At 70.3% G+C, this 12213-nt stretch carries 11 protein-coding genes and 2 pseudogenes; 6 read left to right on the plus strand and 7 right to left on the minus strand.

Features of this window, described 5'->3' with window-relative positions:
- Window positions 1-156 precede the first annotated feature (156 nt).
- On the plus strand, window positions 157-1893 hold the full coding sequence (locus tag NRF20_RS05490; protein ID WP_413752113.1) for an APC family permease: 1737 nt from the start codon (window positions 157-159) through the stop codon (window positions 1891-1893).
- On the opposite strand, the gene NRF20_RS05495 is transcribed toward NRF20_RS05490, so the two are convergent.
- Window positions 1839-2519, minus strand: a complete 681-nt coding sequence (locus tag NRF20_RS05495; RefSeq protein WP_413752114.1) for a (2Fe-2S)-binding protein — start codon at window positions 2517-2519, stop codon at window positions 1839-1841. The genes NRF20_RS05490 and NRF20_RS05495 overlap by 55 nt on opposite strands.
- A gap of 224 nt (window positions 2520-2743) precedes the next feature.
- Here NRF20_RS05495 and NRF20_RS05500 point away from each other — a divergent pair, with 224 nt between their 5' ends.
- Window positions 2744-3973, plus strand: coding sequence for a DMT family transporter (locus NRF20_RS05500; RefSeq protein WP_398633680.1), 1230 nt, complete (start codon window positions 2744-2746; stop codon window positions 3971-3973).
- On the opposite strand, the gene NRF20_RS05505 is transcribed toward NRF20_RS05500, so the two are convergent.
- The 5 genes and pseudogenes from NRF20_RS05505 to NRF20_RS05525 all read right to left on the minus strand — a co-directional run bounded on the left by NRF20_RS05505 (window position 3943) and on the right by NRF20_RS05525 (window position 8551).
- Window positions 3943-5301 (minus strand): transglycosylase family protein, encoded by a 1359-nt coding sequence (locus NRF20_RS05505; RefSeq protein WP_413752115.1) that lies wholly within the window; start codon window positions 5299-5301, stop codon window positions 3943-3945. The two genes, NRF20_RS05500 and NRF20_RS05505, sit on opposite strands and share 31 nt — an antisense overlap.
- 371 nt (window positions 5302-5672) lie before the next feature.
- A pseudogene (locus tag NRF20_RS05510) lies at window positions 5673-5941 on the minus strand (ATP-binding cassette domain-containing protein); the annotation flags it as partial.
- Between the two features lie 67 nt (window positions 5942-6008).
- Window positions 6009-6875 carry an alpha/beta fold hydrolase gene (locus NRF20_RS05515; RefSeq protein WP_413752116.1) on the minus strand — a complete coding sequence of 289 codons (867 nt, stop codon included), beginning with the start codon at window positions 6873-6875 and terminating at the stop codon, window positions 6009-6011.
- Window positions 6872-7483, minus strand: a complete 612-nt coding sequence (locus tag NRF20_RS05520; RefSeq protein WP_413752117.1) for a TetR/AcrR family transcriptional regulator — start codon at window positions 7481-7483, stop codon at window positions 6872-6874. Before NRF20_RS05520 ends, NRF20_RS05515 begins: the two co-directional genes overlap by 4 nt.
- A 186-nt stretch (window positions 7484-7669) precedes the next feature.
- On the minus strand, window positions 7670-8551 hold the full coding sequence (locus tag NRF20_RS05525; protein ID WP_398633684.1) for a sigma-70 family RNA polymerase sigma factor: 882 nt from the start codon (window positions 8549-8551) through the stop codon (window positions 7670-7672).
- 73 nt (window positions 8552-8624) lie between these two features.
- Here NRF20_RS05525 and NRF20_RS05530 point away from each other — a divergent pair, with 73 nt between their 5' ends.
- The 4 genes from NRF20_RS05530 to gndA all read left to right on the plus strand — a co-directional run bounded on the left by NRF20_RS05530 (window position 8625) and on the right by gndA (window position 11588).
- Window positions 8625-9377: an FMN-dependent NADH-azoreductase gene (locus tag NRF20_RS05530; protein ID WP_413752118.1), complete on the plus strand. Its 753-nt coding sequence runs from the start codon at window positions 8625-8627 to the stop codon at window positions 9375-9377.
- Between the two features lie 34 nt (window positions 9378-9411).
- On the plus strand, window positions 9412-9684 hold the full coding sequence (locus NRF20_RS05535) for an NAD(P)-binding domain-containing protein (RefSeq protein WP_413752119.1): 273 nt from the start codon (window positions 9412-9414) through the stop codon (window positions 9682-9684).
- A 94-nt stretch (window positions 9685-9778) separates the two neighbouring features.
- Window positions 9779-10039, plus strand: a complete 261-nt coding sequence (locus tag NRF20_RS05540) for a hypothetical protein (protein WP_413752120.1) — start codon at window positions 9779-9781, stop codon at window positions 10037-10039.
- Between the two features lie 106 nt (window positions 10040-10145).
- Complete coding sequence (gene gndA / locus NRF20_RS05545; RefSeq protein ID WP_398633686.1) at window positions 10146-11588, plus strand: NADP-dependent phosphogluconate dehydrogenase; 1443 nt, start codon at window positions 10146-10148, stop codon at window positions 11586-11588.
- A gap of 147 nt (window positions 11589-11735) precedes the next feature.
- Here gndA and NRF20_RS05550 read toward each other — a convergent pair.
- Window positions 11736-11939 (minus strand): annotated as a pseudogene (locus NRF20_RS05550) (type 1 glutamine amidotransferase domain-containing protein); the annotation flags it as partial.
- Window positions 11940-12213: the final 274 nt, after the last annotated feature.

Consider the following 12213-nt stretch of genomic DNA (forward strand, 5'->3'; position numbering starts at 1 on the left):
CACCATCGGGCGACGACCTCAGGTGCGAGCCGACTGGCGCAACTTCCGCGTGCTCCGGGAACGATTCACGAAGATCGGGGCATCCTGTTGAGGTCCTCCTGGACGCAGACGTACACCCCACGCCTCATCCCCACCGGAACAAGGGGTGCATGCCGCATGCGGATGTCCAAGCCGGTCGCACCCACGGCGCCCACGAATCCGGGCCTCAAGCGGGAAATCGGGCTGATCGGTCTCATCTGGACCTCGGAGGGGTCCATCATCGGGTCCGGCTGGCTGTTCGGCGCCCTGTTCGCCGCGCAGGCAGCCGGCACGGCGGCGCTCATTTCCTGGGGAATCGGGGCACTCGCCATCATTGTGCTGGCGTTCGTCCACGCCGAACTGGGGGCCATGTACCCGGTCGCGGGCGGCACCGCCCGCTTCCCGCACTATGCCTTCGGCAGTGCCGCCGGTGCGTCCTTCGGATGGTTCTCGTGGCTGCAGGCCGTCACCGTGGCGCCGATCGAGGTCATGGCGTCGCTGAACTATCTCAGCGTCCACGCCCCCTGGTTGCAGACCGGCAAGAATCACCTGACACCCGCGGGGTACGGGCTGGCTGTCGCGTTCATGGCGTTCTTCGTCGTCGTCAACTTCCTCGGCATCAAATGGCTCGCCCACACCAACAGCGTGGCGACGTGGTGGAAAGTGGCCGTCCCCGTCTTCACCATCATCGTGCTGGCCGCCACCACCTTTCACAGCGGCAACTTCGGCTACCAGGGCTTCGCCCCCTTCGGCGCCGGGGGCGTGCTCTCCGCCATCAGCACCAGCGGCATCATCTTCGCGCTCCTCGGCTTCGAGCAGGCCGACCAGCTCGCGGGCGAGAGCCGTAACCCGGCCAGGGACATCCCGCGGGCGGTGATCGGCTCCATCCTCATCGGCGTCCTCGTCTATGTGGCGCTTCAGGTCGTCTTCATCGCCGCCCTGCCGCACAGCGCGTTCGCCCACGGCTGGGCCAATCTCTCCTTCAGCGGAAAGGCGGGCCCGTTCGCCGGGCTCGCCACCTCCGTCGGACTCGGCTGGCTCGCCACGCTGTTGTACATCGACGCGGTCGTGTCACCGTCCGGTACGGGCCTGATCTATACCACCGCCACCTCTCGGGTCTCCTACGGCCTGTCCCGCAACGGCTACGTCCCCGCGGTCTTCGAGCGCACCACCAAGCGCGGCGTCCCGTGGTTCAGCCTGCTCTTCGCGTTCGTGGTCGGCCTCATCGTGTTCCTGCCGTTCCCCACGTGGCAGAAGCTGGTCGGCTTCGTCACGTCCGCGAGTGTGCTGATGTACGCGGGGGCGCCGCTCGCCTTCGGATGCCTGCGCAAACAGGACCCGGACCGGCCTCGCCCGTACCGGCTGCCCGGCGGGATGTTCTGGGCACCCGTGGCCTTCATCGTCTCGAACCTGATCATCTACTGGGCGGGCTGGGACACCCTGTGGCGGCTCGGCCTGGCCATCGTGCTCGGCTATCTGCTGCTGGGCGGCTCCGCGCTGCTCAAGCTCAACCCGAAGGTTCCGCACATGGACTGGCGGTCCGCGCAGTGGCTGCCGGTGTACCTCGTGGGCATGGGGCTGATCTCCTGGCAGGGCGGCTTCTGCAGCACCGGCCCGGCGTCGTCAGCGTCCTGCGGTGCGACCGATGCCGTGCCGTTGTGGTGGGACGTCGTGCTCATCGCCGCGTTCAGCCTGGTGATCTACTTCTGGGCCCAGGCCGTGCGGCTCCCCGACGAGGAGACCCAGGAGTACATCGGCTCCGTCGAGGTGGTGCCCGGCGGGTGCCCCGGCCTCCCGCCCGGCTCCGGCGCGTCCGGGTGTCAGACGTTCTCGAAGACGCAGTCGCCACACAGACCGCCGCCCGAACAGCGGTAGTAGAGGCAGCAACTGCGGCGGCGGAACGCCGGATCGTGCGGGGCGCCGGTGTTCCGGAGGTCCGGGTGGTCGAACAGTTCGGCGGCCAGGGCGCGGGCCCGGCCTGACACGTCGGGGCGGCGGTGGGTGCGGGCCCAGGTGACCAGTTCGCGCAGGGCTCCTGCCAGCGCCGACCCCGCGTTGCCCCACAGCAGCCCGTTCGACAGGGGGCCGTCGCGGTGGATCGCCTCGGCGAGCGGCACGAGATGGGCGTACTGCACGGCTTCCCGAATCCGGGCGGCGGTGGCGGGCAGCGATTCGGCGGTGCTCAGCCACAGGTCGTCGGGGGCTGTGAGCCGTGGGTCCCAGTGCAGGGCATCGGGCGAGAGATCGGGGAAACGGCCGGTCAGGGCCGCCGGGCCGAGTGCGATCGACCAGAGACGGGAGGCCAGCCCCAGGTGTGCGACGGAGGCGGCGACTCTGCGCTCAGGGGTACGGAGCCGGGTGGCGACCGTGTCGATACGGGCCGTGAGCGGTGCGGACTGCCCCGCGTACAACAGTGCCAGCGGGCGGTGCGCTCCGTCGGGCGGTGAAGCGGTACGCAGTGCGAAGAATCCGCCCACAGAGGCCGCTGCCGACTCGTCCATCGCCCTGCTCCTTCTCGGCTCCCCGGCCGCCACTGGTGACATCGCGAGCACCCGGAATACCGCGACCCGCCGTTCACCGTAACCCCTCGGGGTGATCGCTCCAGGGCCCTCCGGGGGGAGTACTACCGTCGGGAGGAGGACACTGGGAGTAGTCACGTACTACCAAAGCAGTACGCAGGATTGCCGCCTCAAGGACGACGACGCGGCGGCTTTGAAGGGACATCGTGGTGTACATGAGTTCCCTTGCGCTGTCCGTGCTGCTGTCACTGGTCTCCGCGGTCGCCTACGCGGCCGGGGCGATCGTCCAGGAGCGCGTGGCCACGGCTGGAGACGGCCGCTCGCTCGCACCCTTGCGCAACCGTGTCTGGTGGGCCGCCGTGGCACTGAACGGCGTGGGCGCGGTACTGCATGTCGTGGCGCTGGCCTACGGTCCGCTCAGTCTCGTCCAGCCGCTCGGTGCGCTGACCATCGTCTTCGCCCTGCCGATGGCGGCTCTCTTCGTACGCCGCCGGGCAGGTGCCATCGCATGGCGCGGCGCGATCATGGCGACCGTCGGTCTGGCGGGCCTGCTCGCGCTCACCGGGAACGCCGAGTCGCACACCCTGAGCGGCCCGGATCAGCTGACGCTCGCCGGCGTGACGCTCGGTGCGGTCGCAGCGCTTTTCCTGATCTCCAAGGGCTTGCACCGGCCGGTGGTACGGAGCGTGATCCTGGCCGGGGCCGCGGGCGTCGCTTTCGGTATCGCCTCGGTGTTCACGAAGACGGTGGCCGTGCAGTGGACCTCCGGTGCGACAGGAGCCGGAATGCCGCCATTGCTGGCGATAGGCACGTTCGCGGCCGCCGGGCTGCTGCTCTCCCAGGCCGCGTACCGGGGCGCCGGGCTGACCGCGCCACTGGCCACGGTGACCGTGGTGAACCCGGTGATAGCCGCGGTTGTCGGCATCACCATGTTCGATGAGCAGTTCCGGCACGGTACGGCGGGCACCATGCTCGCGCTGGCCTGCGGGGTGGTCGCCGCGGGCGGGCTGATACTTCTCACGACGGAGCGGCTGGGCGCGGAGCACCGCGCCGGGCAGCCGGCCGGGAGCGAGTACCCGGACGCTCTGGGGGACGGGGCGGACGCGGAGCCCGGCGCCGGAGGTATTGCGGAACCGGCGGTGGGTCCGGCCCGGCCGGCTGAGACGCAGAAGGTCGTCGTTCTTCCCGAGCCCGCACCGCCGACGCCCGCCGCAGCCGTCGAGACGATCGCGGAAACGTTCTCGGCAGCCCCTGTGATGCCTCTGATGATGCCTCTGGAGCGTCGCCTCGGGCAGGTGGAGTTCGGGCCCGGGCGGTCGTCGCACACCGGCACCGCGGCACGGCGGGGCGGCGTGTCCGCGGAGCCTGCCGCGCCGGCTGACACAGCCGGGCCCCAGGGGGTCGTTCAGACCCTGACGCCGCCCGCCCTGAGGTAGGCCAGCGGGTCGATGTCCGAGCCGTAACCGGGGCCGGTACGGATCTCGAAGTGCAGGTGCGGACCGGTGACGTTCCCGGTGGAGCCCGAGCGCGCAATCCGCTGGCCTGCGGAGACATGCCGGCCCTCACGCACATGAAGCGCGGACAGATGGGCGTACTGGCTGTACTTGCCGTCGCTGTGCCGGATGACGATCTGGTATCCGTACGCCCCCGCCCAGCCCGCCGAGACGACGGTGCCGGAGCCGACCGCCTTCACCGAAGTGCCGGTCGGGACGGGGAAGTCGACACCGGTGTGATAGCCACTGGCCCAGGAGCCGGCCCGGTGGTATGGGGTACCGATACCTGCCGCAACCGGCGCGACGAGAGTGTCGGAGTGCTTCTCCGCCCGCTGCGGCTTGTGGCTCTCGGCCTTCTTCGGGTGCTGCTTCGGCTCGGTGGTCCGGTGCTGCGGCTTCGCGGCCTGGTGTTGCGACGTGGCCGGTTGCTGCTTCGGCTCGGTGGTCCGGTGCTGCGGCTTCGCGGCCTGGTGTTGCGACGTGGCCGGTTGCTGCTTCGGCTCGGTGGTCCGGTGCTGCGGCTTCGCCTTCTGTCGCGGTGCGGTCTTCGGCTGCGCGGCCGGCGTCGAACCCGTCTTGGAACCCGCCTTCGGTGCCCGGGCCACATCGAGGCTCAGGCGCTGTCCGGGAAAGATGAGATCCGGATCGTCCCCCACGATCGTGCGATTCGCCGCGTACAGGTGCTGCCAGCCGCCCCGGACATGCTCGCTCGCCGCGATCGCGGAGAGCGAGTCACCGCCGGCCACGGTGTACGACTCGCGCTTGCCGGGCACAGTGGTCGGCTTGGCGGGCGTGGACGTCCGCTTCGTCTCCGGCTTCCCGGCGGCAGCCTTCCCGGGCGCCTGTAAGTGGCTGGTCCGCTCCGACTGCGGGTTGATGCCGGGGGCTTCCCCGCCGCTGGTCAGCCCCGCCCGTGTCGAGCAGCCCGGCCAGGCGCCGGGTCCCTGCCCTTCGAGCACCTTCTCGGCGATGGCTATCTGCTGGTCCTTGGTGGCCAGGTCGGCGCGCGGGGCGTAGACCGTACCGCCGTAGGCCGCCCACGTCGACCGGGTGAACTGAAGGCCGCCGAAGTAGCCGTTGCCACTGTTGATGTGCCAGTTGCCGGTGGACTCGCAGGCGGCTACCTTCTCCCAGACATCCGTCGAGGCGGCGCCTGCCGAGGCGGCTGCGATGAGCGGGAGCGCGATGCCCGCACCGCCGACGGTGACCGTGAGCGAGGCACGGTTGAGCCGGCTGGGCTGATATCTGCGGTGCCGTCCGTTTGCGGCCATGACTTGGCTCCCCCACTGGCTGTAGGACACGTCGCAAGCGCCCAACTTATGGGCAGACAAAGGCCGATGACAAGGGAGCGACAGCGGCTCACCCGTCACGGACGGCCCAGGGGACACCGCCGCCCGAGGCCGTGGCCGGTGCACTCGTCAGCCCTCGTACCGTTTTGTCGGGTACGAGGGCTGACGAGTGCACCGGTCATCCGGCCTTCGCCGGAGGAGAGTTACCCAGCGTGTGGCGTCGCGGTTGAAGACCGACCGCACCCATAGATGGCCGACCGGGCTCATCCCGACGCACCGGGCGAGCGCGATGAGCCCGCTGTTGCCGGCCCGATCGCGGCGGCCAGCCAGGTGAGTGCCACTGCGAGCAGGGCGAGGACGGCGACGCGATCGGCGAGTTGGTCGGCCTCCTCCAGGTACTGCGTCGTCAGAAAGATGGTGACGCCGTCGTCGGCGACCAGGCTGCGGCGATCTCCCACATGGTGCGGCGGCTGCGCGGGTCGAGTCCGGTGGCCGGCTCGTCGACGAAGATGATGCGCGGGTCACCGACCAGGGCCATCGCTAGGTCGAGCTTGCGCCGCATACCGCCCGAGAAGGTCACAACGGGTCTGGCCGCCGCCTCGGCCGGCTCGAAGCGGCGCAGGTAGTTGCTCCGGGGGTGCGGCACGGGACCTGGAACGAACCCGTCATCACCCCCTGACCTACCCGTTTCAGTCGAGCAGCGCCTCTCGCAACCGCGCGGCGAACGCATCAGGATCCTCGGTGCAACCGGTGTGTCCACCGGGGAACTCCACGAGCCTGCCGCCGGCCCTGTCCACCAGCCGGGCACCCGGAATGGCCGTGAGCAGGGTGCGGGAGTCCTGCCCGACCCCGATGGTCAGCTTCTCCGCGCCACGCCCAAGGGCCTCCAGGTCCGGCACGTAGCCGCTGAACGGGCACAGCACGTGTTCCAGGAAGACCGGGAGGTTGGCACGCATCCGCCGGAACGTCTCGGCCTCCCGCGGGGACGGTTCGGCCGCAGCCGCCCGAGGCCCGCCCTCGGCCGGACGGTCCGCCTCCGGACCCATGAGGCCCTCGGTCATGGTGGCCAGGGCCGCTTCCACCCCGCCCCTGCGGTAGGAGTCGCGTACGGCGGCGAAGAGCTTCCGCCCCTGTTCCGGATCGGGCAGCAGCTCCACCATCGGCGGCTCGTGCGCGATGACCCGGTCCAGCCGCTCCGGGTGGCGGCTGAGCAGGTCCAGGGCGACGACGGCACTCGAACTGGAACCGAAGACGGCCACGGGCCCGCCGTCCGGCGACAGCAGCTCGATCAGCCGATGGGCGTCCTCGCTCTGCACCTCCACCCGCTGATCGCCGGTCTCCCCGTCGAGCACGCTGCGCGAGTATCCGCGTGGATCGAAGGCGGCTACGGTCCACCGGTCGGCCAGCCGCGCCGCCATCCGGTCATAGATCCCTGCGTCGGCGCTCCCGCCGGGCATCATCAGCAGCAGCGGGCCCTCGCCGCGCACCTCGTAATACAGCGTCGCTCCGGGCACCTTCAGACGGCCGGTGCGGGCCGGTGTCGTGCCGTCAGTCATCGTTCTCCCCCTTGTTCTTGTTCGTCCTTGTTCTTGTTCGTCGCGGATGGCCAGTGCTCCAGCAGGAAGTGCAGGGCCTCAACGGACCGCTCCCAGGACGTCTGTACGTCGCGGGGTGCGCCGAAGCCTCCGCTCGCCTCCAGGGCGCAATAGCCGTGGAAGGTGCTGCGCAGCAGCCGTACCGCGTCCGTGAGATCGGGTTCGGCCAGGCCGTAGGCGCGCAGCATCGCGCCCGTGGTCTCGATGGTGCGGTGATACGCGGACGACCGGGCGGCGACGGCGGGGTCGATCCGCATCTGCGTCGCCTCGTACCGTCCGGGCCGCTCCAGAGCGAAGCTCCGGTAGGCGCCGGCGAACGCGACCAGGGCGTCCTTCCCGGCCCGGCCCACCACCGCGGCGCCGATCCGGTCGATGAACTCACCCGCGGCCAGCAGCGCGACCCTGGTCCGCAGATCGTTCAGATTCCTGACGTGGGAGTACAGGCTGGCGTCCTTGACCCCGAAGCCGCGGGCCAGTGCGGAGATCGTGACCTTGTCGAAGCCGATGGAATCGGCCAGATCAGCCGCCGCTTCCACCACGCGTTCGGCCGTGAGACCCGCGCGGACCATCCGCCACCTCCACCGGAGCGCTACCTAGACACCCTAGGTATTTTCTTAATATACATAGGCACGCGCGGGACCGGCCTGCCGGAGACAGCCGTGTGATCGATCGGCGCGTCGACGAACGCGAACCCGAAGCCGGACCCGAAGCCGAACAGGGCGCAGCCGAGGTCTCGGCAGCCACGGTTTCCCCCGTCAGTCGAGGACTGCGAGGTGAAGTCGCCGGAGGTGTGCGGGGGCGGCGATCACCTCGTACTCGGCGATCCTGTCGTCCTCGATGGTGAAGGCGAGCGCGAACAGCAGCCGGCCGCGCGGGGCCACGACGACTCCCACCGCGCCGTCGACCAGGGCCAGTTCGGCGAGCTGCGACCTGCGGGCAAGGGCAACTGTCCCCTCCGCCACGGCCCGCGCGCCGCGGACCTCGGTCGCTCCGCCCGGCGGCAGGGCCGCGGGGTCGGCGCGGCGCATCACATCGGGGGCCAGCACGGCAAGGATCGCAGTGAGGTCACCGGCCCGCGCGGCGGCCAGGAACGCCGAGACGACCTGCCGGTGCCGGGCGAGCTCGGCCGCCGGGACCACCGGGCTGCCCTGTACCTTGTGGCGCGCGCGACTGGCGAGCTTCTTCGTGGCGACGGGCGTGCGCTCCACGATGGGCGCGATCCGGTCGAACGGCACGGCGTACATGTCGTGGAGCACGAACGCGACCCGTTCGGCGGGGCTCAGCGTATCCAGCACCACGAGCAGGGCGCGGCCCACCGATTCGGCCAGCAGCGCCTCGTCCTCCGGGGGGCTCCCCTGCGAAGGGTTCGAGAGCTGGTCGAGCACTTCCTGCTCGGTCAGGTCCTCCCGCCGCGTTCTGCGGGAGCGCAGCGTGTCGAGGCAGATACGGGTCACCACGGTGCGAAGCCAGCCGGCCAGGTTGTCCACATCGTCGGCATCGACCCGGCCGAGGCGGAGCCATGCCTCCTGCACGGCATCATCGGCCTCGTCGAGTGAGCCGAGCATCCGGTAGGCGACGGCCCGCAGCCGGCCGCGCTGCGTCTCGAATCGTTCCGCCAGTCCATCGCGCTCGTCCACCGGTCACCTTTCTCCGTCCCGCCCCGTCAGCTCTCATGACGATCGCAACGTGACTGAAGTGACAGGAGAACCGATGACGTCCCTGCTGCACCTGGATTCCAGCGCCAATCGTTCCGGCGAGTCGGTCAGCAGACGACTGACCGCGCTGTTCGCGGACACCTGGCGGGCCGCGCACGCCTCGGCCGGATATCGGTACCGGGACCTGACCGCCGACCCGGTACCGCCGCTGGATACCGCCTACTGCTCGCTCGGGCGGCGAGTGGAGCGGCACGGCCTCGTCCCGCCCGCCGAAGTGGACACGCTGATCGAGAGCCCGGCCGAGAAACGGGAGTGGGCGCTGACTCGCCCGCTGATTTCCGGACTGCTGGCGGCCGACACCGTGCTGATCGGCGCCCCGATGTACAACTACTCGGTATCCGCCTCGCTGAAGGCGTGGATCGACCGGGTGGGCTTTCCCGGGGCGTTCACCGACCCGGACACCGGGGACAGCCTGCTGCGGAGTACCAGGTTGGTCGTGATCTGCACACGGGGCGGCGCCTACGGCCCGGGTACCCCGCGGGAGGGATGGGACTTCCAAACGCCCTACCTGCGGACGTACTTCGGCGGGCTGGGGGTGGCGGACGAGAACCTGTGTTTCGTCAGCGCCGAGATGACCACGGCCGGACTTGTCCCGCATCTGGACCGCTTCCGGCCGCTGGCGACGAGTTCGCTGGCCGCGGCGCGGGCCGAGGTGACCGCGCTGGCCGCAGCCGCTCCCCGGTCGGGGATCCCCGCGGTCCGTGGAACTACGTCCATGGTTCCGGTCTCGTCCCGGACTCCGGATTGATCCGGTCCGGCGGTGCCACGTCCGGCGTCTCACCATGCGATTAGGACTACTGGGAAGCGGCAATGTCGCCCAGGCCCTGGCAACGGCCTGGGCCACCGCGGGACATGACGTCGTCATGGGATCGCGTCGACCGAAGGGCCGAACAGCTCCGGGCATTCCCGTCACGGGGGGGGTCTGCGCGAGGCGGCCGAGCACGGTGAGGTACTCGTCAACGCCACCCCCGGGACGGTGTCCCTGGAGATACTGGCCACGTTCGGCGCGTCGGCGCCGGCTGGGAAACCATTCATCGACGTCGGCGTCGGTCTGACCGATGACATGGGGCTCGCCCACGTCGAAAGCTGCCTCGCCGAACAGATCCAGGAGTTACTCCCCGAACCCCTGTGGTCAAGACCCTCTGCACCATGACCGCGTCCGTGATGACGGACCCGGGCGGTCTGGACGGTCCGAGCACGGTGTTCCTGTCCGGCGACGACGCCGAGGCCAAGCGCACCGTCGGCCGGCTGCTCGACGACCTCGGCCGGCCGGCGTCGTCGCGGATGGATCTGGGCGGTATCACCACCGCGCGCGGGCAGGGGCACTTCGCCCTGCTCTTCCTCGGCGTGGCCGGCGCCCTCGGCACCCACGTGCTCAACATCAACCTGGTTCCCCTTTCCACCCGGTGACGCGGGCTCGCGGGGCGCCCATACGGCCCATCCCGAACAGGCCGTCCCCGCGCCCCGTATCCATACTGGAGATCCCGGCATTCCCGACAGATTGCAGAGCACACAGATGAGCGGCACTGCGCAGATCGGCGTCACAGGACTCGCGGTCATGGGCCGCAATCTCGCTCGTAACTTCGCCCGCAACGGCTTCACGGTCGCCGTGCACAACCGGACGACCTCGAAAACGGACGCCCTGGTCGAGGAGTTCGGCGACGAGGGTTCCTTCGTGGCCGCGCGTACACCGGAGGAGTTCGTCGCGGCGCTGGAGCGTCCACGTCGGCTGATCATCATGGTGAAGGCGGGTGATCCGACGGATGCCGTGATCCAGGAGTTCGCCCCGCTCCTGGAGGAGGGCGACGTCATCATCGACGGCGGCAATGCGCACTTCGAGGACACCCGTCACCGTGAGAAGCAGCTGCGCGAGCGCGGCATCCACTTCGTGGGCGTCGGCATCTCGGGCGGTGAGGAGGGCGCGCTGAACGGGCCAAGCATCATGCCGGGCGGCTCGACCCAGTCGTACGAATCGCTGGGGCCGCTACTGGAGAAGATCGCCGCCAAGGCGAAGGACGGCACCCCGTGCACCACCCACATCGGCCCCGACGGTGCCGGGCACTTCGTGAAGATGGTCCACAACGGCATCGAGTACGCGGACATGCAGCTGATCGCGGAGGCGTACGACCTGCTGCGTGCGGTGGCGGGCTACTCCCCCGCCAAGATCGCCGAGACATTCCGCAGCTGGAACACCGGCCGCCTGGACTCGTATCTGATCGAGATCACGGCGGAGGTCCTCGCCCACACCGACGCGGCCACCGGAAAGCCCTTCGTCGACATCGTGCAGGACCGGGCGGAGCAGAAGGGCACGGGCCGCTGGACGGTGCAGATCGCGCTGGATCTGGGGGTGCCCGTCTCCGGTATCGCGGAGGCCGTATTCGCCCGCTCGCTGTCCGGCCACGCGGATCTGCGCGAAGCGGCGCAGGGCCTGGCGGGCCCGTCGCCCGAGGCGCTCGACGAGTCAGCGGCTGCAGCCTTCGCCGACCAGGTGGAGCAGGCGCTGTACGCGTCCAAGATCGTCTCGTACACGCAGGGGTTCCACCAGATCCGGGCGGGCAGCGAGGCCTACGACTGGGACATCGACCTCGGCGCGGTGGCGGCGATCTGGCGGGCCGGGTGCATCATCCGGGCCGCGTTCCTGGACCGGATCCGGGCGGCCTACGACACCCGCCCCGACCTGCTGAGCCTGCTCTCTGACGCGCAGTTCGCCGAGGAGATCGGTGCGGCGCAGGACGACTGGCGCACGGTGGTCGCCGAGGCGGTACGGCAGGGGGTGCCGACGCCCGGGTTCGCAGCCGCGCTCTCGTACTACGACGGGCTGCGCGCGGACCGGCTGCCCGCGGCGCTCACCCAGGGGCAGCGCGACTTCTTCGGCGCGCACACCTATCGACGGACCGACCGCGAGGGCTCCTTCCACACGCTCTGGGGCGGCGACCGGTCGGAGGTCGAGGCCGGCTGATGCCAGGGGGGCCGGTGCGCGCTCCACGACCTCGGCTCGCGGACGCCTTCGAGATGGCCTCGCCCAGGTCCGGGACGGCCGGTCACCGTGCCCAGGCTGTGCCGCCGTCCACCCCGAGGGTGCGGGCGCCCCTCGCAAGGCCGGCTTCTTCGGGAGTTCCGCCGCGAGCGGAGCCGAGGAGGACGGGTTCCGGCCGGCGACCGAGTTGCGGTCGAGGACCACGTGCGGGGCCCGTGGCTCGCCCTCCTGGAAATCTGCGCCGATCTCCACCAGACGGTCCTGGAGCAGCCACTTCGCCTTGTCGGCGAAACGGGCCCGGCGCTCCTCGGCGTTGGTGAAGCCGGGCGGCCGGCACCCTGACCCTCCTGCACGCCCCGGACGACCCGCCGATCAACACGGCCTGTCTCGTACGCCGACCGGGCTCCGCTCCCCATCCCCATGTCGATCTGGTCCACGATCACCTCCTGCGCGCCGGTCGCACCTGGTAGCCGCCCTGCGTGACGGCCAGAAGCGCGGCGGAGGCCAGGGGGATCTCAGGTCCCCGCGCACGGTCGCCCGGTCAGGTGACCCGGGGTGCGGCGCTGTCGTACGTATGCGTAAGTAGCAGCGGGCCCACTTGTCGCCC

It is taken from the genome of Streptomyces sp. R-74717, assembly GCF_047305335.1.
Classification (GTDB): domain Bacteria; phylum Actinomycetota; class Actinomycetes; order Streptomycetales; family Streptomycetaceae; genus Streptomyces; species Streptomyces atratus.